Annotated in this window: 18 protein-coding genes and 1 pseudogene; 13 read left to right on the forward strand and 6 right to left on the reverse strand. The window is 66.7% G+C overall.

Annotation, left to right across the window (positions count from 1 at the left end; all coding sequences use genetic code 11):
- The first annotated feature begins 293 nt into the window (after nt 1-293).
- From rpsM to ACWPXE_RS12320, 5 genes are all read left to right on the forward strand, one after another.
- The gene (gene rpsM / locus ACWPXE_RS12300; protein ID WP_454018104.1) at nt 294-662 is read left to right on the forward strand and encodes a 30S ribosomal protein S13; all 369 of its coding nucleotides are present in this window, start codon (nt 294-296) and stop codon (nt 660-662) included.
- A 15-nt stretch (nt 663-677) separates the two neighbouring features.
- The gene (gene rpsK, locus ACWPXE_RS12305) at nt 678-1076 is read left to right on the forward strand and encodes a 30S ribosomal protein S11 (RefSeq protein WP_012974490.1); all 399 of its coding nucleotides are present in this window, start codon (nt 678-680) and stop codon (nt 1074-1076) included.
- Nucleotides 1077-1207: 131 nt separating this feature from the next.
- Nucleotides 1208-2227: a DNA-directed RNA polymerase subunit alpha gene (locus ACWPXE_RS12310; protein ID WP_094304322.1), complete on the forward strand. Its 1020-nt coding sequence runs from the start codon at nt 1208-1210 to the stop codon at nt 2225-2227.
- A 168-nt stretch (nt 2228-2395) separates the two neighbouring features.
- Nucleotides 2396-2818, forward strand: a complete 423-nt coding sequence (gene rplQ, locus ACWPXE_RS12315; RefSeq protein WP_094304321.1) for a 50S ribosomal protein L17 — start codon at nt 2396-2398, stop codon at nt 2816-2818.
- A 161-nt stretch (nt 2819-2979) separates the two neighbouring features.
- Nucleotides 2980-3558 carry a YqaA family protein gene (locus ACWPXE_RS12320; protein WP_014240057.1) on the forward strand — a complete coding sequence of 193 codons (579 nt, stop codon included), beginning with the start codon at nt 2980-2982 and terminating at the stop codon, nt 3556-3558.
- A gap of 61 nt (nt 3559-3619) precedes the next feature.
- Here the strand turns inward: ACWPXE_RS12320 and ACWPXE_RS12325 are convergent, their stop codons facing one another.
- The gene (locus ACWPXE_RS12325; RefSeq protein ID WP_014240058.1) at nt 3620-3883 is read right to left on the reverse strand and encodes a hypothetical protein; all 264 of its coding nucleotides are present in this window, start codon (nt 3881-3883) and stop codon (nt 3620-3622) included.
- A 124-nt stretch (nt 3884-4007) separates the two neighbouring features.
- On the opposite strand from ACWPXE_RS12325, the gene ACWPXE_RS12330 reads away from it, so the two are divergent.
- From ACWPXE_RS12330 to ACWPXE_RS12340, 3 genes and pseudogenes are all read left to right on the forward strand, one after another.
- Complete coding sequence (locus tag ACWPXE_RS12330) at nt 4008-4400, forward strand: hypothetical protein (protein ID WP_454018105.1); 393 nt, start codon at nt 4008-4010, stop codon at nt 4398-4400.
- A gap of 28 nt (nt 4401-4428) precedes the next feature.
- Nucleotides 4429-4890 (forward strand): annotated as a pseudogene (locus tag ACWPXE_RS12335) (AAA family ATPase); the annotation flags it as partial.
- Nucleotides 4891-5011: 121 nt separating this feature from the next.
- Nucleotides 5012-6316 (forward strand): replication-associated recombination protein A, encoded by a 1305-nt coding sequence (locus ACWPXE_RS12340; protein WP_454018106.1) that lies wholly within the window; start codon nt 5012-5014, stop codon nt 6314-6316.
- A 410-nt stretch (nt 6317-6726) separates the two neighbouring features.
- Here the strand turns inward: ACWPXE_RS12340 and ACWPXE_RS12345 are convergent, their stop codons facing one another.
- Nucleotides 6727-7083, reverse strand: coding sequence for a helix-turn-helix domain-containing protein (locus ACWPXE_RS12345; RefSeq protein ID WP_454018107.1), 357 nt, complete (start codon nt 7081-7083; stop codon nt 6727-6729).
- A 156-nt stretch (nt 7084-7239) separates the two neighbouring features.
- Between ACWPXE_RS12345 and ACWPXE_RS12350 the strand changes: the two genes are divergently transcribed.
- Both ACWPXE_RS12350 and ACWPXE_RS12355 read left to right on the forward strand, forming a co-directional pair.
- Nucleotides 7240-7500 (forward strand): hypothetical protein, encoded by a 261-nt coding sequence (locus ACWPXE_RS12350; RefSeq protein WP_454018108.1) that lies wholly within the window; start codon nt 7240-7242, stop codon nt 7498-7500.
- 816 nt (nt 7501-8316) lie between these two features.
- On the forward strand, nt 8317-9225 hold the full coding sequence (locus tag ACWPXE_RS12355) for a recombinase family protein (protein ID WP_454018109.1): 909 nt from the start codon (nt 8317-8319) through the stop codon (nt 9223-9225).
- A 278-nt stretch (nt 9226-9503) separates the two neighbouring features.
- Here the strand turns inward: ACWPXE_RS12355 and ACWPXE_RS12360 are convergent, their stop codons facing one another.
- Complete coding sequence (locus ACWPXE_RS12360) at nt 9504-11282, reverse strand: SLC13 family permease (protein WP_454018110.1); 1779 nt, start codon at nt 11280-11282, stop codon at nt 9504-9506.
- 561 nt (nt 11283-11843) lie between these two features.
- Between ACWPXE_RS12360 and ACWPXE_RS12365 the strand changes: the two genes are divergently transcribed.
- Nucleotides 11844-16475 (forward strand): chemotaxis protein CheB, encoded by a 4632-nt coding sequence (locus ACWPXE_RS12365; protein WP_454018111.1) that lies wholly within the window; start codon nt 11844-11846, stop codon nt 16473-16475.
- 40 nt (nt 16476-16515) lie between these two features.
- On the opposite strand, the gene ACWPXE_RS12370 is transcribed toward ACWPXE_RS12365, so the two are convergent.
- Nucleotides 16516-17007 carry an OsmC family protein gene (locus ACWPXE_RS12370; RefSeq protein ID WP_454018112.1) on the reverse strand — a complete coding sequence of 164 codons (492 nt, stop codon included), beginning with the start codon at nt 17005-17007 and terminating at the stop codon, nt 16516-16518.
- 81 nt (nt 17008-17088) lie between these two features.
- Nucleotides 17089-19662: a magnesium-translocating P-type ATPase gene (gene mgtA, locus ACWPXE_RS12375; RefSeq protein ID WP_454018113.1), complete on the reverse strand. Its 2574-nt coding sequence runs from the start codon at nt 19660-19662 to the stop codon at nt 17089-17091.
- A 261-nt stretch (nt 19663-19923) separates the two neighbouring features.
- Here mgtA and ACWPXE_RS12380 point away from each other — a divergent pair, with 261 nt between their 5' ends.
- Together ACWPXE_RS12380 and ACWPXE_RS12385 are read left to right on the forward strand one after the other, a co-directional pair.
- Entirely contained in the window at nt 19924-20511 is a 588-nt protein-coding gene (locus ACWPXE_RS12380; RefSeq protein WP_454018114.1) for a recombinase family protein, read from the forward strand.
- A 7-nt stretch (nt 20512-20518) separates the two neighbouring features.
- Nucleotides 20519-21319 carry a DUF4158 domain-containing protein gene (locus tag ACWPXE_RS12385; RefSeq protein WP_454018115.1) on the forward strand — a complete coding sequence of 267 codons (801 nt, stop codon included), beginning with the start codon at nt 20519-20521 and terminating at the stop codon, nt 21317-21319.
- On the opposite strand, the gene ACWPXE_RS12390 is transcribed toward ACWPXE_RS12385, so the two are convergent.
- Nucleotides 21287-21877: a recombinase family protein gene (locus tag ACWPXE_RS12390; protein WP_454018116.1), complete on the reverse strand. Its 591-nt coding sequence runs from the start codon at nt 21875-21877 to the stop codon at nt 21287-21289. The genes ACWPXE_RS12385 and ACWPXE_RS12390 overlap by 33 nt on opposite strands.
- Between the last annotated feature and the right edge of the window lie 67 nt (nt 21878-21944).

Genomic DNA, 21944 nt, shown 5'->3' on the forward strand with positions numbered 1-21944 from the left:
GGGGCGGGCCGTTCATCTCAAGTTCTGCCGTCCGGCTTGTCAACCGCGGTCCGCCTCCCCACAATGGTCGGGCCCTGGGAAAAGCACGGTAACGCCGCAGAACGGCCTTGACAGATTTCCGGCTTTTTCTATAGTCGCACCCTCCCGCGGCCCAACCGGCCCGGCGGGAGACATTGTGCGTCCCGTATCCGTGTTTTGCCTCCGGGCCTTCGGGCCCCGGCGTCCGGATCGGGGATCAATCGGTGTGTAGGCGGCCCATGAGGGCTGCCGTTGAGATATCGAGGAGAGCAGGCGTGGCGCGTATCGCTGGCGTCAACATCCCCGCGCAGAAGCGCGTGGAGATTGCGTTGACCTACATTCATGGCATCGGCCCCTTCAAGGCCAAGGAAATCTGCACGAAGCTGGAGATCCCGACGGAGCGCCGTGTGAACCAGCTCACGGACGACGAGATCCTCAAGATCCGCGAGACCATCGACGCCGACTACCGCGTCGAGGGCGACCTGCGCCGTTCGGTCGCCATGAACATCAAGCGTCTGATGGACATGGCCTGCTACCGTGGCCTGCGTCACCGCAAGGGCCTGCCGGTCCGCGGCCAGCGCACCCACACGAACGCCCGCACCCGCAAGGGTCCGGCCAAGCCGATCGCCGGCAAGAAGAAGTAAGAGGACGCACGGACCATGGCCAAGCCCTCAGCCGCTTCGCAGCGTCTTCGTCGTCGCGAGCGCAAGAACATCACCGCCGGCGTCGCTCACGTGAACGCCTCCTTCAACAACACGATGATCACCATCACCGACGCGCAGGGCAACACCATCGCCTGGTCGTCGTCGGGCACGATGGGCTTCAAGGGTTCGCGCAAGTCGACCCCCTACGCCGCTCAGGTCGCCGCCGAGGACGCGGGCCGCAAGGCCCAGGAGCACGGCATGAAGACCCTCGAGGTCGAGGTGAAGGGGCCGGGTTCGGGCCGTGAGTCGGCGCTGCGCGCTCTGCAGTCGATCGGCTTCCAGATCACCTCGATCCGCGACGTCACGCCGATCCCGCACAACGGCGTCCGTCCGCCGAAGAAGCGTCGCGTCTAAGAAGCATCGCTACTCCGCACCCGCGGGGACCCGCCGTTCCGGGACAGGCGCCGCAGCCATCGCGGCGCCATCGGATGGGAACGGCCGGTCTCCGCGGACGTGTGTCCACCCCGATGGCATGAGGTAATACCGTGGCTCTTCAGAAGAACTGGCAGGAACTGATCAAGCCGAACAAGCTGGACATCCAGCCCGGTGACGACGCCGACCGCGTGGCGACCGTCGTGGCCGAGCCGCTGGAGCGTGGCTTCGGTCTGACGCTCGGCAACGCGCTGCGCCGCGTGCTGCTCTCCTCGCTGCAGGGTGCGGCCGTCACGGCGATCCACATCGACGGCGTGCTGCACGAGTTCTCCTCGATCCCCGGCGTGCGCGAGGACGTGACCGACATCGTCCTCAACATCAAGTCGATGGGTCTGCGCATGGGCGGTGACGGCCCGAAGCGCATGCGCCTGCGCGCCGAAGGCCCCGGCGAGGTGAAGGCCGGCATGATCGAGACCGGTGCGGACATCCAGGTGATGGACCCGGACCTCGTGATCTGCACGCTGGACAACGGCGCGCGCCTGAACATGGAACTGACGGTCGAGACCGGCAAGGGCTACGTCCCGGCCAGCCAGAACCGTCCGGAAGACGCCCCGATCGGCCTGATCCCGGTCGACGCGCTGTTCTCGCCGGTCCGCAAGATCTCCTACAAGGTCGACAACGCCCGCGTCGGGCAGGTCACCGACTATGACCGCCTGTCGATGGTCGTCGAGACCAACGGCGCCGTGAAGCCGGACGACGCGGTGGCGCTCGCCGCCCGCATCCTCCAGGACCAGCTGCAGCTGTTCATCAACTTCGAGGAACCGACCCACGCGGTCGCCGAGGAGAAGCACGAGGAGGTTCCGTTCAACAAGAACCTGCTCCGCAAGGTGGACGAGCTGGAGCTGTCGGTCCGTTCGGCCAACTGCCTCAAGAACGACAACATCGTCTACATCGGCGATCTGGTGCAGAAGACCGAGGCGGAGATGCTCCGCACGCCGAACTTCGGCCGCAAGTCGCTGAACGAGATCAAGGAAGTGCTGGCCCAGATGGGTCTGCACCTCGGTATGGAAATCCCGAACTGGCCGCCCGAGAACATCGAAGAGCTGGCCAAGCGTCTGGAAGAGCCGTACTAAGTCTCGAACGTTTTACCCCCACCCTTGCCTCCCCGCCCAGCGGGGGCAAGGGTGGGGGAGTTCCCAGGGCCACCAACCGGCCCGCCCCGCGCCGTACCAGCCGAAAACTGGGCGGTCGGGTTCACCACCGGCTCCCCGAGGGGGGCCACGCCATGAAGGAGGACCGTCATGCGTCACGGCGTTTCCGGACGTAAGTTCAGCAAGACCACCAGCCACCGCAAGGCCATGTTCTCGAACATGGCGAACGCCCTGATCAAGCACGAGCAGATCAAGACGACCCTGCCGAAGGCCAAGGATCTGCGCCCGATCGTCGAGCGTCTGATCACGCTCGGCAAGAAGGGTGGCCTCGCCAACCGCCGTCTCGCCTTCGCGCAGCTGCGCGACGACGCGATGGTGACCAAGCTGTTCACCGTCCTGGCCGACCGTTACAAGGACCGCCAGGGTGGCTACAGCCGCGTCCTGAAGGCCGGCTTCCGCTACGGCGATGCCGCCGCCATGGGCGTGATCGAGCTGGTCGACCGCGACGTCGCCGCCAAGGGCCAGGATTCGGGCCCGGTGGAGATCAAGGACGAGGTCGAGGCCGAGGGCTGAGCCCGCGGTTGAGTTTTCGTGAAATCTTGTCGCCGCCGTTGCCCAGCGGGTGGCGGACGACGATATAGGTGACTGACCGGCCCTCCCTTCGGGTTCATCCCCGGAGGGAGGGTTTCCGGTTTCCGGGTTCCGACACTTCGGGAGGGCGCCGCGCGCGCGGTATGCTGAAACCTCTCTACAACCGGATTCTCAAGCTCTCCGCCCGCAAGGACGCCGTCTGGTGGATGTCCGCCGTCTCCTTCGCGGAAAGCTCCTTCTTCCCTCTGCCGCCCGACGTCATGCTGGTGCCGATGTGTCTGGCGGAGCCCAAGAAGCTCTGGCGCTACACCAACATCTGCGCACTGGCCTCGCTGATCGGCGGGCTGTTCGGCTACGCGGTCGGATTCTACCTGTTCGAGAGCATCGGACGGTTGATCATCGACCTCTACAACGCGCAGGAGTCGTTCCAGCGCTTCCAGGACATGTTCGCCGAATTCGGCCCCTGGTTCCTGATCCTCAAGGGCATCACGCCCATACCCTACAAATTGCTGACGATCACCGCGGGATTCGCGCACCTCGACCTGACGGTGTTCATCCTGTGCTCGATCGTCGCGCGATTCTCGCGATTTTACATGATCGCGATCCTGCTGCACTTCTACGGGCCGCAGGTGCGCGACATCATCGAGAAGCGGCTGATGCTGGTGACGACCGTTCTTCTGGTTATCATCATCGGCGGATTGCTCAGCTTCAAATTCGTGTGAGCGGCGCGGGGCCCGGCCCCGCGCGTCACCCGCATTTGACTCCCATTCAGCCCGGCCGGAATCAATCCGGCATGCCGCGGTCCTGGCGGTTGCGCTCCGACGGGGGCAGGGCGTTGCGCTCGCGGCGGTCGCGCATGACCATCACGCCGATGGCCAGCGCCATGCCGATGCCGGCCAGCAGCGGCAGGACGACCTCGCCGGCGCTGACGGTGGGCATGGCGAGCATGCGCACGACGAGCAGCAGCAGGCCGCCGATCAGCAGCGCCACGAAGACGGTGGTCGATGTCCGGCGGCGCGGAGACGGGCCGGGATTGTTGGGACTCATTTGAGGCATTCCCTTATCGCTTGCGTTCCCGGCATAGTGGGCGCCGAGCCCGCGGCATGGTCCATGCGGGGGACCATCCGCCAACGTCCGGGGTCACGCAAGAACAATGGGAGTCAAAGCCGAGATGTTCCGTCCGAAACTCATTCTGGGGCCGGTGCTGGCCCTCGCCCTGGTTGCGCTCGCCGCCTGCGCGGACGCGCCGGGGCGCTCATCCGGCGCCGCCGTGGGCGGTGCTCCGGCGGCCTCCACCACTCCCTCCACCGGCGCGCCGGCCACGCCGCGCCCGGCCCGCGGGGTCGAGGACCCGTCGCTCCGTCTCGACGGCGGCGTCGGCAGCGACGACTCCTGCCGCGCCCAGTGCGAGCGCAGCAACAACTCCTGCATGGACTCGGTCGCCGCGCGCACGCAGAGCGGGCTCGACCGTCCGGACCGCGGCGGCATCTTCTCGCCGAGCGACAACTGCCAGCATTCGCTGCGCATGTGCTACCAGCGCTGCGGCGCGGCCACCAACCAGTGACCGTTTCCGCAAGGTTCATGGGCTACCGATGAGCAAGCGCGGCGACTCCGGAGCCACCGGCGGCCTTTTCGAGGCGGGCGCGCCCCGCCCGCTGGCCGACCGGCTGCGCCCGCGCAGCCTGGGCGAGGTCGTCGGGCAGGAGCATCTGCTGAAGCCCGACGGGCCGCTGGGCCGCATGGTCGCCGCGCGCCGGCTGGCCTCGATGATCCTGTGGGGGCCACCCGGCTGCGGCAAGACGACCATCGCGCGGCTGCTGGCGCTGTCCACCGACCTGCATTTCGAGCCGCTGTCGGCCGTCTTCTCCGGCGTGGCCGACCTGCGCAAGGTGTTCGACGCCGCCAGGGCGCGGCGCGCGGCCGGGCAGGGCACGCTGCTGTTCATTGACGAGATCCACCGCTTCAACCGCTCCCAGCAGGACGGCTTCCTGCCCTATGTGGAGGACGGCACCGTCACTCTGGTCGGCTTTGCGGGATTGAAAAATCCCGGCTTTTGGCGCTTGCATAATTGAGCTGCTGCCGGGGGCGCGCGAGGGTGAAGTATGCAACCGATAGGATGTTGTTCGCTCGCCCGATCCTCGCCGCTCGAGTGGATGTACAGATGAGAACACGCTGATGAACTCGTCTCTCCTTGATGCCATAGCTCCCAAGCCGCTCGCGGAGCGATTGCGCCCTAAGCGCCTCGCTGAGGTCATTGGTCAGGATCACCTGCTTGGGCCGGAGGGAGCTATCGGCAGGATGGTCGCGGCCAAGCGCCTGTCATCGATGATCCTTTGGGGGCCGCCGGGTGTTGGCAAGACAACCATTGCCCGACTGTTGGCGGAGGCCGTCAATGTGCATTATGAGACCCTTTCCGCGGTCATGGTTGGTATTCCTGAACTGCGGAAAGTCTTAGCGTCGGCAAAGGAGCGCCACAGCGTCGGCGCATTAACGCTTTTGTTCGTGGACGAAATCCATCGCTGGAACAGAGCTCAGCAGGACGCGCTCCTTCCTTATGTCGAGGACGGAACCGTAATTCTTGTCGGCGCAACCACAGAAAATCCGAGCATGTCGTTGGTCGGGGCTTTGCTGTCTCGTGCAACGGTCCTTGTACTGAACCGATTCGACGACGGCGCCCTCGAACATCTGATTCGGCGCTCCGAATCCGAAGTTGGCCGAGCGCTTCCCGTCACCGAAGATGCCAGAGCGGCTCTCCGCTTGATGGCCGACGGCGATGGCCGGTATTTGATAAATTTGATCGAACAGATTTACGATCTTCAACCGCAAACGCCATTGGACGTCGTTGCCATGGGCGCAACGCTTCAGAAGCGTGCCCCTCTCTACGACAAGGCGCAAGACGCGCATTACGGCCTGCTCAGTTGCTTCCACAAGGCGCTGCGAGGGTCGGACGTGGACGCGGCCATGTACTACGCGGCGCGGATGATCACCGGTGGCGAAGATCCCAGCACGATTTTTCGCCGATTGGCCTGCTGTGCATCGGAGGATGTCGGCATGGCCGATCCCCAGGCGCTGCCACAGGTCATGGCGGCCTGGGACGCTTTTGAGCGCATCGGATGGCCCGAGGGGCGCTTGTTCATGGGACAGGCGGTCGCTTATGTCGCTACAGCACCGAAATCGAACGCAGCTTATCTTGCTTTCAACGCCGCACTGGAACTTGCCGCGTCGTCTGGATCACTGGCGCCGCCGAAGCACTTGATCAATGCCCCAACTAAAATGATGAAAGAAATGGGGTTCAAAGAGGGCTATAGGTATGATCACGATTGGCCTGATGCTTTTTCTGGGCAAGAGTTCTTCCCACCAGAACTCGTGAAATCGAAGCGTCCGGAACTCTATCAACCCAATGAGCGCGGCTTTGAGCGGGAAGTTAAAAAACGCCTGACCTATTGGGCGCGGCTTCGGGAAAAGCGGGGCGGCGATTGAGTCTTCTCCGAAACAATGGTTCCTCTGCTGTTTGCGCGGACAACCGGCGAGCGCATCATGGAAAGGAGTGTTGCGCTCGAAATCGTGTGGACCATGAACACGCTCTCTCTGAGAGCGCCGCCCTACGATGATGATCAACCGCGCAGCAACGTAGACGCTCAGGTGCGTCGGCCACCAGGGCGCCCCCGGCTCTGCAGCCGGGGGTCGTCAAGGTTGGTGGCGGTCATCGGCTCCCCAGCCTGTACCGCGAGTCGGATCGTTTGCTCGTTGTTCGAACAAGTCAAGGTTGGTGTCGAAGTACCCCGGGGGTATGGGGGCAGAGCCCCCATGCAGAGAGACTGCCGCCCACAGCGCGCTGTTTTGCCATGGAGACGAACGTGAGCGGCGGCTCCGGCCAACGTGTTTTATCGTCAGTTCCGCCGCTCACGCTTGTCTGCCAACACCTCAACTTGTCGGACTGCGATCTCCAAGTCGGAGTCGGCCAGGCTATCCGCTAAAACGAGCAAGCGTGCGCGCATCTCGGCACGCCAGGGCGAGGTGGCCGCCGTTGTCTCGGCGTTTTCAAACAGGCTGGCCAACGGCAGATCGAGCAGACGGCCAATCTGCTCCAACATGCCCAGACTCGGAAACGCTTTGCCCCGTTCCAGGTTTGAGACCGTTTCGACGGTGCGCGCAATCGCCTCGGCAACCTGTTCCTGCGTAAGGTTCAGGGCGACGCGGCGGGCGCGCACCCGCATGCCGATGATGCGCTTCAGGTCGTGGGTCATGACCCGAACTGTCCTTTCGGGCACGACGCTTGACCATAGGGCTTGATTTCGGCTTATGTCCGCTACCCGAAAAGAAACATCGGGCTGACGGGCTGGCTCGGCATCGCCCGCGGCAGACGGGCCCGTTTACCCGCACAGGAGCGCAGGATTAGCACCATGATGGCGGTGGATCAGTTTCAATTGGCATGGAGGCAGACACTTGAGTGGCTTAAGGATTGCGACCGATCCGCTTGGGATGGGTACGAGGTCGGGCTTCTTCTGCAGAAGGCCGGGATCAAGTTCAACTGGCGCTTGATCAACCGGGCGATCGACACCGGTGAACAGGAATGGCAGGAGGCGCAGCAAGCGTTGCTGGACAAGGTGGTGGCTTTGGGGTGCCCGGACAGTCTGTCGGCGGCAATCCGTGCGATCGAGTAAGATGGGGACACGATCGCCGCGGCGACTGCCAGCGGGGCGATGATGCTGTCCAAGGACGGATGCGCGGCAAGGCGGGTGAGCGGCGGCGGCGGTGGTCTCCCTCGGAAGCGAGGGCCATGGGGTTCGCGGAAACGCGCCTCACCGTCCGACGGAAGTCGCCAGCCCCCGCTTCCCTTTGTCAGAAGCCGGTCGCCGCGTGACGGGCGGCGGCTGACCGCCTTGGTCACGTTCTTATCCCGCGGCGGCCAACACTCCGTCCGAATTCGCCGCCTATGGTCCGGCACGGGGTCACTTTCACCGATCGCCAATGCGCAAAAGGCTGGCGATGCTAGAGATCGGCAGGGTCGCTACCGAAACCTCGGAGTCGCCAACGCGCGCCGCCCGACAACGGCTTTATGGTCCCGTTATCAGAGTGTTAGTGTCGTTGTCGGGTAGATCAGTTTAGAAGCCGGCTTTCCCCGGCTTCCGCTCCGGATCGGCCGGCATTTTGCAGACCAGATCCGTTTAGAAGAGAGTGGATCGGTTTAGAAGCGCACCGCCGCCGCCGAGATCGGCGGCTCCAAGCGCGCCAGGGCGCTCGATCCCAGCCTGATCGCCTGGCCATTCCTTCGCTGCCCGTCGTCTGGTTTCGCGGCCCTCGGGCCGGCGCCCTTGCTCATGTCGCCTATCCTCGCGAGACGCTCCCGATCATGGGGCGACCGCCCGCGTGGTCGCTGTAAAGAAATTGTCGCGCCTTGAAACGGTCGTTTACTCTCGTTCTCCATAACTTTACAAAAGGGGTGTCCGGGGGTCTTTTTCCGGCTTGGGAGAAGGGGTATGGCCCTCATCGGCTACGCGCGTGTCTCGACCGACGAGCAGACCACCGCCGGCCAGCTGGACGCGCTACGCGCCGCCGGCTGCACGGAGATCTTCGAGGAGAAGGCGTCAGGCGCGTCCCGGGCCCGGCCGGAGCTGGCGCGGGCTCTGGCCCGCATCGCCCGCGGCGACACGCTGGTCATCTGGAAGCTCGACCGGCTCGGCCGCTCGCTGGCCCACCTGCTGGAGGTGATCGAGGATCTGCGCGGCCGCGGCTGCCACTTCCGTTGCTTGACCAGCCCGATCGACACCGCCAGCCCGCACGGCACGCTGGTGCTGCAGATGCTCGGCGCCGTGGCCGAGTATGAGCGCTCGCTGATCCGCGAACGCACGCGGTCCGGGCTGGCGGCGGCCAAGGCACGCGGCCGGGTCGGCGGCAATCCCAAGCTGAAGCAGGGCGACACAGCGACCGCGCAGCGCCTCGCCGACCGGCAGCGCCAGCTCTACCTGCTAGAGCTGACCCGCACGGCGGAGGAGTGGCTGCCCACGGTGCGGCGTCTCCGGCCGTCCCGCTCCTGGGCGGCGGTGACCCGCGCCGTCAATGCCAAGCTGCCGCCGGCCCGGCACTGGACGGCCGAACGGCTGCGCCGTGCCGTCCGCGCCTTCGTCGCCGAGGGGCTGGCCGACCGGGCGCTGTTGGACAAGGTGCCGTCGGTGCGCGGGGATGACCGGCTCATGGTGCTGGTCGCCGGCATCGCCCGCGCGAACCCCAAACTGTCGCTGCGGGCCATCGGCGCCCAACTGGAGGCGATGCGGGAGACCACGCCGCGGGGTGGGCGCACCTGGGCGGCGGCCTCGGTCAAGAGCCTGCTGGACCGCGCGCGGGCGCAAGGGTTGCTGGAGCGCGAGCATCGCGTGGCGGTGAAATAGCCCACGCATCGGATCATGATCCTGACCGGGAGTGCGTCCGTGCCTTGTTTGTGGTGCGCAGCATCGTGCGACGGCCCCCGTGATCCCGCCAGACTGAGTGAGCAAGACATCGCGCCGACCCGCCAGGTTGCCGCCACGCCAGTGTGATCCGGCCAGACCAGCTTCCGACGAACCGGGCGCGTTTCACCTTGAAGCGGCTCATGGCCGCGTCATTTCCTGAACGACCGTTTGAATTGGAGCGCGCCTTTCGGCCCGGGTGGATGGCAATGCCACCACCGTCACCTCAACCGCCAGACCAGCGGAATGAGAACGGACCCGACGACGACGACGATCACTGAGAGCGGCAGGCCGAGCCGCCAGTAATCACCGAAGCGGTAGCCGCCGGGCCCCATGACCAGCGTGTTGCATTGGTGCCCGATCGGGGTAAGGAAGTCACAGGCGGCACCGACGGCCACGGCCATCAGCAGGGGATCGGGATTCATGCCGAGCCTCTGCGCCAGGCTCACCGCTATCGGTGCCATGATCAGTGCCGTCGCCGCGTTGTTGAGGAAAGGCGTCAGTGTCATCGCCGTCACCAGGACGAGCGTGACCACCCCGGCCGGAGGCAAGGCCCCGGCGATCACGGCGAGTCCTTCGGCAACCAGATCCGCCGTGCCCGTGCGGTCGAACGCGTCGCTGATCGGGATCAGACAGGCGAGCAGGACCAGGATCGGCAGTTCGATCGCCTGATAGGCCTCCCGCAAAGTCAGGACACCGAACAGCACGATCAGCACCGCGGCCCCAAAGAAGGCCGCCATCACCGGAATCAGGTCGAGCGCAACCGTCCCCACGGCGAGCGCGAGCAGCACGAGCGGCAGGTACTCCTGGCGCCGCCGCTCCAGCCCTGTCGCCCGGTCGACGAGCGGCAGGCAGCCAAGACCGCGCAAGGTCTCCGGCATGGCGTCCACGCTTCCCGCCAGGACGAGGACGTCGCCGGCCTGGAAGCGGAGATTGCGGAGGCGCGTGGCGATCAGGTCGCCGTGGCGGCTGATGCCGAGAAGGTTCACGCCGTGCCTCTGGCGCAACCCCAACTCCGCCGGCGAGTGCGCGATCAGAGGCGAGTTCGTCATCACGACGGCCTCGACCACACCGATATCGCTGGCCGGCAGTCCTTTGGACAACCCCTTGCCGGCCCCTTCGAGACGCAGGCCCGCGTCGCTCATGATCGCCTTCAGAGTGTGTGGGTCGCTTTGCAGGACAAGAATATCGTCGGCGAACAGCGTCCAATGCCCCGCGGGGACGTAACGCCTTTCCAATTCGCGAATGATGGCGATCACGCTGACGCCACCCTCGCCGAGGGCCTCCAGATCGGCCACCGTTTTCCCAACCAGAGGCGACGTGACCGGCAGGCGCACCTCCGAAAGATAGGGATCGACGTTGAAGGCCGCCGCCGCCGGCTTCGCCCCCTGGCGTCCGCCCGGCAACAGCCGCCAGCCGATCACCAGGAAGGCAAAGCCCATCATCACGATGCCGAGGCCGACCGTCGCGAAATCGAACATGGCGAATGGCGTGCCGGTAAGTTCGGCGCGCACGCGCGAGACGAGGATGTTGGGGGATGTGCCGATCAGCGTCACGAGGCCCCCGATCAGCGATCCGAACGCCATCGGCATGAGGAGCTTGGAGGCCGGGGTGCCGCTGCGCCGGGCGACCTGCATGGCGATCGGCAGAAAGATCGCCAGGGCACCGATGTTCTTCATGAAGGCGGATAGGACGGCGACACTGCCCGTCAGAACCGCCACCTGCATTCCGGTCGTCCGCATGTGGGGCTCCAGATTCCTGACGGCCCGTCCGATCACGCCCGACTTGCCGACCCCTGCACTGACGACGAGCGCCGACGCGACGATCACCACCACCGGATCGCTGAACCCGGCGAAGGCCCGGTCCGGCGGGACGACGCCGCCCGCCATCGCGACGAGAAGTCCGAGCAGCGCCGCCAGATCGTAGCGCAGCCGGTTCCAGACGAACAACGTCACCAGCCCGATGAGGATCGTGACGGCCAGAACCTGATCAAGGGTCAAAGGCGGCCTCGCTTCGCTGGAACCGGTTTCGGGCGACGGCCCCGTCCGCCGGCGGCGCTTGCGATGCAGCCGGTGGCCGTGCCAGGAATGTGACCAAGGGAGATGGTCATGCCACAACAGTCCACGGCGGATTGCGTACCATATAAAGGCGGCGGGCGCGTCACCGTATCGGTTGGGAGCAACGGCGGCATGCCAAGTGTCCATCGAGGCCAGGGCCGATGATCGCCCTTCCGGTTCGGGTAAAAAACGTCACGTCGGTGCGGGACGCTCCCGTGGAAATCTTGCCAACCATTGGACGTCTCGCCAATGCTTCATGGATCGAGAAATAATTCCCACGAAAGTCGACCGATGCCTCGGAAATACGACGTAAGCTTGTTGACTTTCCTAGCGAAGACGCGCTGAATTCTACTATCTCTGCGATGCCGGCTCTTTAACCCGTTTGTCGACGGCTCCCGCCGGCTTGGATACCGACAGCCGATCGATGCGTCGTTCGAATCGCACGCCGGAAACGCACAATGCCGAGGTCTTGGGGCGCGGGGCCCGTTCGGCGGACTTGAGGGCATGATGACCGCTCCCAGCGACCTCACCGGGCAGGACGACGCGCAAACCGGTCCTGGGAAAACCACGCCAGTCAAGCGTTCGGGCGGCCCGGTCGCCGTCGTCGGAATCGGCGCGTCGGCGGGCGGGTTGAAAGCCATCACCGCCCTGCTGCAGGCCGTCCCGGAGGCGAGCGGGCTGGCCCTGGTCGTCCTTCAGCACCGCACGCCGAACAACGAACGGCTGATGGTCGATCTGCTGGAGAAGGCCACGCCGTTGCCGGTCCGCACGGCCGAAGACGGAATGCCGGTCGAGGCGGACCACATCTACGTCGCCCCGGCGGGCCGCATGCTGTCCATGACACGGGGACGCTTCGCCCTCGGCACGGCGGCGAACGAAGCGGCCGCGCTGCCGATCGACGTCTTCTTCCGGTCCCTGGCCGCCGAATGGGCGCAGGGCGCCATCTGCGTCGTGCTGTCCGGGTCGGGGGCCGACGGCACGACCGGGTTGAAGGCGATCAAGGAGTGCGGCGGTCTGGTCGTCGTCCAGGACCCCGCGACGGCGGCGTTCGAGGGCATGCCGAGCAGCGCGATCGCGACTGGTCTGGCCGATTACGTGCTGCCTCCGGAGCGGATGGCCGAGGCGCTGCTCCGCTACGTCCGCCAGCCCTACGTCCGCGACGGCGGCGGGGACGACGACGATTCCCGATCCGAAATCCCCCAATCCGACGGGGAGGACTTCGACCACATTCTCGAACTGATGCGGGCGCGGAGCCGCCACGACTACCGGGCCTACAAGACGCGCACGCTGGCGCGGCGCATCGAACGGCGCATGGGCATCCACCAGATCGACAGCATGCGCCACTACCGCGAGTTCCTGGGAACCCATCCCGGCGAGGTCGAGCAGCTGTCGCGCGACATCCTGATCAGCGTGACCCGCTTCTTCCGCGATCCGGAAGCCTTCGACGTCCTCAACGAGGTCATTCTCGGCCCGCTGGTGCGAAGCCGCAGCTCCGACCGGCCGATCCGGGTCTGGGTCCCCGGCTGCGCCACCGGCGAGGAGGTCTACTCCATCGCCATGCTTCTGATGGAAGCCTGCGCGGCGGCGAACCGATCCTGCGACGTCAAGGTGTTCGGCACCGACATCGACGTGCACGCGCTGGACGTCGCACGAACCGGCGTCTACCCGGAAACCATCGCGGTCGATGTCTCGGCGGAGCGGCTGGCCCGCTTCTTCACCCGGGTCGATGCCGGCTACAAGGTCAACCGGACGCTGCGGGAAACGGTCACCTTCGCCGTTCAGAACATGATCAGCGACCCGCCCTTTTCCAATCTCGACCTGATCAGTTGCCGCAATGTCCTGATCTACATCGACCCGAAGGTCCAGCGGTCGACCCTCGACCTGTTTCATTTCGGACTGGACGAAGGCGGCGGCCTGTTCCTGGGGTCGGCCGAGACCATTGGGCCCCGCACCGACCTGTTTGCGCCACTGTCCAAGAAATGGCGCCTGTACCGCAAGCTCGGCACTGGCCGCCGGCACAGCCCGGCCCTGCCGAGGACCGTCGGCGTGCCGGTGGGGACGATCCCGGTGCCGCCCGTCACGGCGCGGGTCAGCCCGGCCGAGATCACCCGGCACGCGCTGCTGCTCGCCTATGCGCCTGCGGCCGTGCTGATCGACCAGCAGCACCGCATCCTCTACCTGTACGGCCCGACCAGCGATTTCCTCGACCTGCCGACCGGGGAAATGCCACAGGACCTGATGGCCATGATGCGCGGCGACCTGCGCCTGAAGGTGCGCGGCGCCGTGAAGCGCGCCCTGGAGTCGGGGCAGCGGGTGACGCTCAAGGGGGTCCGGCAGACGCGGGGCGGCGTCCTGTCCCTGCTCACCGTCACCGTGGCCCCGGTCCGCCCGCCGCAGGCGCGGGAGGACCTGCTGCTGATCACCTTCGTCCGGGACACGGTGATGGAGCCGGCATCCCTGGCCGGGGGCGGGGCCACCGACGACCTGCAGGCGTCCGTCGAAGCCTCCGTCGTCGAGCAGCTCGAACACGAGCTGAGGGTGACCCGCGAGGACCTGAGCGCCACCATTCTGGAGTTGGAGGCGTCGAACGAGGCCCTGCGCGTGGCCAACGAGGAGATCCTGTCGATCAACGAGGAGCTGCAATCCTCCAACGAGGAGATGGAGACCTCGAAGGAGGAACTGCAGTCGCTGAACGAGGAGCTCGGCACGCTCAACAGCCAGCTCCACGAGAAGGTCGACGAGCTGGAATCAGCGACCAACGACCTGACCAACCTGCTGACCAGCACCGACATCGCCACGCTGTTCCTGTCGCCCGATCTGCGGATCAAGCGCTTCACGGCCCCGGCGACGCGCCTGTTCTCGCTCATCCCGACGGACATCGGGCGGCCGGTCACCGACGTGTCGCGCCATTTCAACGATCCGGATCTGATGGACGATGTCCGCAAGGTCCTCGACACCTTGTCGCCCCTGGAGCGCGAGGTGCGGACCGAGAGCGGCAACACGCTGCTGCGCCGGGTCCATCCCTACCGCACGCAAGACAACCGGATCGAGGGGACGGTCATCACCTTCAGCGACGTCACGGCGCTGAAGCGCACCGCCGCCATCCTCGCCGGGCGGGTCGGGCAGCAGAAGCTGGTCGCCGACCTGGGCCGCAAGGCGTTGGGCGACGAGGCCACGGGCGCCCTGCTGCAGGCCGCCTCCAGCCTGATTGCCGAAACGTTCGGCGCCGACAGCGTCGGCATCTTCGTCCCCTCGGCGGGGGGAGGGACGTTGCGGATGCTGGAGGGCTGCGGCTGGGACCCGTCCGGGATCGCGCCCGGTGGGGAGGTGCCGGGCGATCCCTCGTCGCACCTCGGCCGGATCCTGCGGTCCAGGCAGTCTCTCGTCGTCGGCGATTTCGCCACCGACCGGCGGGTGTCCGGCGGTCCCCCCGCCCCCGGAATCGCCAGCGGCATCGGCGTCGCCTTCGGCGGCGACGGCGCGACGGTGCCGGCCGTCCTGGCGCTGTACAGCCGCCAGCCGAACCGGTTCGGCGACGACGACGTGGAGTTCGTGCAGGCCGTCGCCACCATCCTGGGCCTCGCCATGGAGCGGGCGGCCATCCAGGACGCGGTGCGGACCGCCCGCGACTTCGCCGAATCCATCGTCGACACCGTGCGGGAGGCGCTGCTGGTGCTCGACGCCGGCCTGACGGTGGCGGCCGCCAGCCAGGCTTACTACCGCATGTTCGCCACCACGCCGGAGGCGACGCTGGGGCATCCAATGGGCGCGTTGGCCGACGGGCTGTTCCGGGACGCCGCGCTGGAAAGGCGCCTGAAGGCGATGATCGCCGACGGATCCACCATCGAAGCGCTGGAGATCTCCGCCGGACACGACGCCGAGGGACCGCGCGCGCTGGAGATCAACGCCCGCCCGCTGAACCGTTCGGAGCGTCCGCTCATCCTGTTGGGCATCGAGGACGTGACCGGACGCAACCGCGCCCGGCAGGCGCTGGACGCCGCCAAGGCGGTGGCGGAGCAGGCGAGCGCCGGCAAGACCCGTTTCCTGGCCGCCGCCAGCCACGACCTGCGCCAGCCCGTGCAGGCCGCGGTGCTGTTCCACCACCTGCTGTCCGGCCAGGACCTCCCGCCGGCCTCGGCGCGGCTGCTGACCAGCCTGGGCAACACCCTGACCGCCCTTCACCTGATGCTGGAGGAGATCCTGCACGTGTCGCGCCTGGACGCCGGCGTGGTCGACGTCCAGGCGAAGCCGTTCCGGCTGCGCACTCTGATCGGCCGCCTGGTCGAGGAGTTCGGGCCGCTCGCCGACGCCGCGGGGCTGACGCTGCGTTCGGTCGACACCGGCGTCACCGTCCGCAGCGACCCGAAGCTGCTGGGACGCATCCTCCAGAACCTCCTCGCCAACGCCGTGAAGTACACGGACCGCGGGCGCATCCTCATCGGATGCCGCCGTGCCGGCGGCGCGGTGCGCATCCAGGTCTGGGACACCGGGCGGGGAATCCCCGAAGGGCAGCTCAAGGCGATCTTCGAGGAGTTCCATCAGGTCGGCAATCTCGGCCGCGACCGCCGCCAGGGGCTTGGCCTCGGCCTGTCGATCGTGGACCGCCTCGCCCTTCTGCTCCACCACCCGATCGGCGTGCGATCGGATCCGGGCCGGGGATCGGTCTTCGAAATCGTCGTTCCCCTCGCCGACGACGCCGAAGCGATGGAGGAGGCCGCCACCGAACCGCCGCTCGACGGCGCCGGGCGGCGTGTGCTGGTGATCGACGACGACCCCGTGGTGCTCGACAGCATCCGGCAGTATCTCGAACGGTATGAGTTCGACGTGTTCGGCGCGGTGGACCGGGCGGCGGCATTGGTGCTGTTCACCCGGCAGCGCCCGCCCGATCTGGTCATCGCCGACTACCGTCTCGCCGGTGTGGAAACCGGGGCGGATGCCATCAGGCATCTGAGGGACGCTTTCGGACTCGCCATGCCGGGAATCATCCTGACCGGCGACACCTCGCCGGAACGCATCCGGGAGGCCAGCCGCAGCGGCTTCTCCCTGCTGCACAAGCCGATCGCTCCGCCGGACCTCGCGGCGGCCGTGCGGAATGCGTTGGCGGGCGACTCTGCCGACGGCGAGGCCACCCCCTGACGGCTCCGGGAGTTCAAGGCCCGATATTCAGGTCCAAAATTCAGGCCGGAAGCGTGTCTGGGGCGTTGTCGGCCAGGGCGACGTCCAGATGAACGGGGTTGTGCAGGGTGTTGGCGACCGGCGACCACAGCGTCGCGTGCCTGACCAGAGCGGCCAGCACGTCGCGCGGGGCATCGGCGTCCAGATGGACGGTCACGCGGATCGCCTCGAAGCCGATCGGCCCCGGTTCGGCGTTGCCAAGGGTCCATCCGGCCGTGCTGTCGATCTCCGCCTCGACCACCAGCTCCAGCCGGTGCACCGGGATGTGGCGCGCGACAGCGTCGGCGTGGATGCCGGCGGACAGACAGGAGCCGAGGGCGGCCAACAGCGCCTCCGACGGGGTCGGGGTGCCGCCGCCCCCGACCGGCGGGCCATCCGGAAGATTGCGGATGTGGTTCCGTTGCTGGAAGCGATCCTCGGCGACGGTCCGGCACCGCAGCGTCCGAACTGCGTCCGGATGTCTCTTTTCGGGCTCCGAGTAGCAGCGGAACAAAAAGTCCGATTGAGAGTGTCGATCGTCGGTTGGTGATTGTTGGGGGCGCCTGCAAGGCGCCTCGGAGAGGGCAGGAGGCGATCAATGCCGCAATGAGACTCGGCCTCGCGTGCCGTGCTGTGGAGCGACATAGCGGAAGAACACCCGCTTGATGATCTCCACAAGGACCAGATAGGTGACAACGGCGGCCACCAGGAACAGATAGAAGGATGCCGGCGGCGCTACGAAGCCGAAGAAGGATGCCAGCGGTGTCAGCGGCAGCAGCGCGCCGACGGCGGCGGCTCCCAGCGTCAGCCCGGCCAGGATCGCATTGGGTCGGCTGAGCCAGGGGCTGCGGCGGGTGCGGATCACGAAGATGACCAGCACCTGGGTGGCCAGGCTCTCCACGAACCATCCGGTCTGGAAGAGCGCCTCCTCGGCATTGAAGAGGTGAAGCAAGGCGTAGAAGGTCAGGAAATCGAACAGCGAGCTGACCGGACCCAGCACCAGCATGAAGCGCTGGATCAGCCGCAGATCCCACTGCACCGGCAAGGCCAACGCCTCCGCCTCCACGTTGTCGAGCGGAACGCCGGCCTCCGACGCATCGTACAGCAGGTTGTTGAGCAGCACCTGGGTCGGCAGCATCGGCAGGAAGGGCAGGAACAGCGAGGCTCCCGCCATGCTGAACATGTTGCCGAAATTCGAACTGCTGCCCATCAGGATGTACTTGGTGACGTTCTGCACCGTCCGGCGCCCCTCCATCACCGCCTCGTGCACCACCGACAGATCGTGGTCGAGCAGGATCAGGCCGGCGGCCTCCTTGGCAACGTCGGCGGCGCTGTCCACCGAGATGCCGACGTCGGCGGCATGGAGGGCCGAGGCGTCGTTGATCCCGTCGCCGAGGAAACCGACCACCCGGCCGGACCGCTTGTAGGCCAGCAGCACGCGTTCCTTCTGCGCCGGCGTCACCCGGCAGAACACGTTGACCTTGGGGAGGCGGGCGCGCAACGCCTCCTCGCTCATTGCCCGCAGATCGTCGCCCGTGATCAGGCCGGTGACGGGCAGGCCGAGTTCGGCACAGACGTGCCGCGTCACCCGCTCGTTGTCGCCGGTCAGGATGCGGACAGCCACCCCGGCCCCGGTCAGATCGCGGATCGCCGCCATCGCGCTTGCCTTGGGCGGATCGAGGAAAACCGCGTAGCCGGCGAAGGCCAGTTCGCTTTCGTCTCCCAGCGCGGCGGAGGTATGCTCCGGTCCCATCGCCTTGGAGGCGATCGCCAGCACCCGGAACCCGTCCTCTCCCAGCTTCTGGAACAGGGCATCCAACGCGGCCCGCGCCGCCGGGTCGAGCGGCTTCTCGACGCCTCCCTCTCCTTCGTAATGGGTGGATTGCCGCAGAACGTCTTCCGGCGCCCCCTTGACCACCAGCAACCGCTCGGTGCCATCGGTGACGAGAACCGAGACGCGCCGCCGCTCGAAGTCGAAGGGCACCTCGTCGATCTTTTGCCAGCCGGTCACATCCAGGGTGCGGAAAGCGATGATGGCCTCGTCCAGCGGGCTCTTGATGCCGCTTTCGAAATGGCTGTTCAGGTAGGCGAGGCGGAAGACCCGCTCGCTCTCCTTGCCGCGGAAGTCCAAGTGGCGGACCATGCGGATCGTCGCCTCGGTCAGCGTCCCGGTCTTGTCGGTGCACAGCACGTCCATGGCGCCGACGTTGTGCATGGCGGCCAGCCGTTTGACGATGACCCGGCGCTGCGCCAGCCGCATCGCCCCGCGCGCCAGCGTGACGGTGACGATCATCGGCAGCAGTTCCGGCGTCAGCCCGACCGCCAAGGCCAGGGCGAACATCAGGGACTCCAGCCAGGGCCGGTGGAACAGCACGTTCACGGCCAGCACGAACAGCACCAGGAAGATCGTCAGGCGCAGGATGAGGAAACCGAACTGACGGATCCCCAGCTCGAAGGCGGTGGGCGGCGGGGGCGCCTGCAGGGTGCCGCTCAACTGGCCGAACGCCGTGGCGTCGCCGGTCCGGCAGACCACGGCGATGGCACTGCCGCTGATCACCGAGGTGCCCATGAAGACGGTGTTGAGCGCCTCGCCGGCATCCTGGACTGGAGCGGCGGGTGCCTCGGCGCGCTTCTCCGCCGGGTAGGGCTCCCCGGTCAGCATGGCCTGGTTGACGAACAGGTCGCGCGTTTCGATGAGGCGGCAGTCGGCTGGAACCAGATCGCCGGCGGCCAGACGCACCACGTCGCCAGGGACCAGCTGATCCACCGGCTCCGACACCTCCACGCCATCCCGGCGGACCTGGACGCGCACGGCGACGGTGCGGCGCAACGCCTCCACGGCATTCTCGGCTCGCACCTCCTGGACAAAGTCCAACGTGACGCTGAGCACGACCATGACGATGACGATGACGAAGCTGGTGACGTTGCCGGTGGCTGCCGACAGGCCGCTGGCGAACAGCAGGATCAGCACCAGGGGGTTGAGGAAACGGGTCAGGAATTGCAGCCACAACGGCCGGCGACGGTGGGCCATCGGTTGGTTGAGACCGTATTGGCGACGGCGGCCCTCCACCTCGGTCCGGCTCAACCCGGCGACGGTTGTTTCAAGGCTTTCGAGAACGGCAGAGATCGGCCGGTTCCAAATCTCATCCCGGATGGTGCCCTGGCCCACTGGCGCGCCCTCGGCTGTGCGGCATGCGCCATGGTAAATGACCACTGATGGTGAAGAAATGACGCGAACGATCAGCCCAGCTCTTCAAGACTGGACCCAAAGAGGCCCACAGCGCGGTGGCTTAGGCATCGGGAAACACCTGTTTTCCGACAGGCTCCCCCGCCTTGCCGCAGACCGGCTCGTTGGCCCGGCTTTTCTGTGCGACAAACCTTGTCGGAATGATAGGCTGCACGGAAACCACCGCAGCGAGGTTTTCCGTACATGCTGGCCGGCTACATGCGTGTCTCCTCCGACAGCGACCGGCAGAGCACGGCCTTGCAGCGCGATGCCCTGATCGCCGCCGGCGTTGATGCCCGCCACCTGTTCGAGGACAAGGCGTCGGGCGCGCGCGATGATCGTCCCGGCCTCAAGGCGTGTCTCGCCTTCCTGAAACCCGGCGACACGCTGGTGGTGTGGAAGCTCGACCGCCTCGGCCGCTCGTTGCCCCACCTGCTCGACATCGTGACCAGCCTGCGCGACAACGGCGTCGCGTTCCGGTCGCTGACGGAGGGTATGGACACCAACACGCCGCATGGGGAGCTTCTGTTCCATATCTTCGGGGCGCTTGCGCAATACGAGCGTGCCTTGACCCGCGAACGAATACAAGCGGGACTAGCAGCCGCACGTCGGCGCGGCCGGCATGGTGGTAGGCCCCTTGCCATTGTACCCGAGAAACTGGACGCGGTCCTCACCGCCCTCGATGGTGGCGCCAGCAAGGCGGCGGTCTGCCGTACCTTCGGCATCCCCCGGAGCACGCTCATCGACACGCTGGCCCGCATCGGCTGGACCGGCCCCGGCTCGACTCGGTGATCATCGAATGCCGGTCAGCTTTCTGACGCCCGAACAAGAGCGGCGGTACGGCCGCTTCAACGGCGTTCCGACCCAGGAACAGCTCGATCGCCATTTCCATTTCGACGACGCCGATCTGGCGATGATCGGGCGCCGCCGATGGGACTACATGCGCCTCGGCTTCGCCGTGCAACTCGGCACGGTGCGCTTCCTCGGCACCTTTCTTGCCGATCCGACCGAGGTGCCGATGGAGGTGGTCGCCACCCTGGCGCGACAAATCGGTGTCGCCGATCCGGCGTGCCTTGGTCGGTATCGCGACGGAAAGGCACGCTGGCACCACGCGGCCGAGATCCGACACGTCTACGGCTATCGCGAGTTCGCTGAGCCCGCCGTGCAATGGCGGCTCCTGCGTTGGCTCTACGCGCTGTGCTGGACGGGAACCGACCGGCCGACCGCCCTGTTCGACCAGGCGACGGCCTGGCTGGTAACGCACAAGGTGCTGCTGCCGGGGGCGAGCGTGCTCGAACGGACCGTCGCGCGGGTGCGCTCCCGCGCCAACAGCCGCCTGTGGCGCCTGCTGGCGGCCCGGATCACGCCCGAGCAGAAAGCGCGGCTCGACGCCCTGCTGGTGGTGTCGGAGGGTGGGCGACAGAGCCCAATGGACCGGCTCCGCTCGGGACCAACCCTGCAAAGCACCAACGAATTGGTGCGCGCGATCGAGCGCCTCGACGAGGTACGGCGCCTCGTGGCTGGTCTGCCACTCACCAACCATCTGCCGAAAACCCGCATCCTGGGGTCATCGCAGAATCTGTTCAAAATCGTACGCTAAGCGGCGGGCTCGGGAGAGCAAGCGGCTGACCGTGGCGGGATGGACGCCGAAGAGCCGGGAAACCTCGGCGGCGGACTTCCTCCCCGATGTCACCATCTCAATGATCTCGCGGCATTGGGCGGTCGTGAGCTTCGGGCGCCGGCCGCCGCGCCGCCCCTGATTTTTGGCGGCTTCCAATCCCGCCCGGGTGCGCTCGCGGATCATGGCGCGCTCGAATTCGGCGAAGGCGCCCAGCATCTGCATTATCATGCGGCCAGCCGGGCCGGTGGTGTCGACGGCCTCGGTGAGCGAGCGGAATCCGGCTTGCGCCTGCTCGATCCGCTCCAGGATCAACAGCAGGTCCTTCAGCGACCTGGACAGCCGGTCGAGCTTCCAGACGACAACCACGTCGCCGGGACGCAGCTGGTCAAGCAGCCGATGCAACTCGGGCCGGTCCCAGCGGCCGCCCGATCCCGCCTCCTGGAAGACACGCATGCACCCAGCCGCCCGCAGGGCGTCCACCTGGGCCGAGGCGTCCTGCCCTTCCGCTTTCGACACGCGCGCGTAGCCCAGCAGCATCGCACCGTCCTTGCACAAACCCGTTGCCTTGGATACGAGTTTGGCAACAGGATTGTGCAACCAGCAA

It is taken from the genome of Azospirillum sp. Marseille-Q6669 (assembly GCF_965111635.1).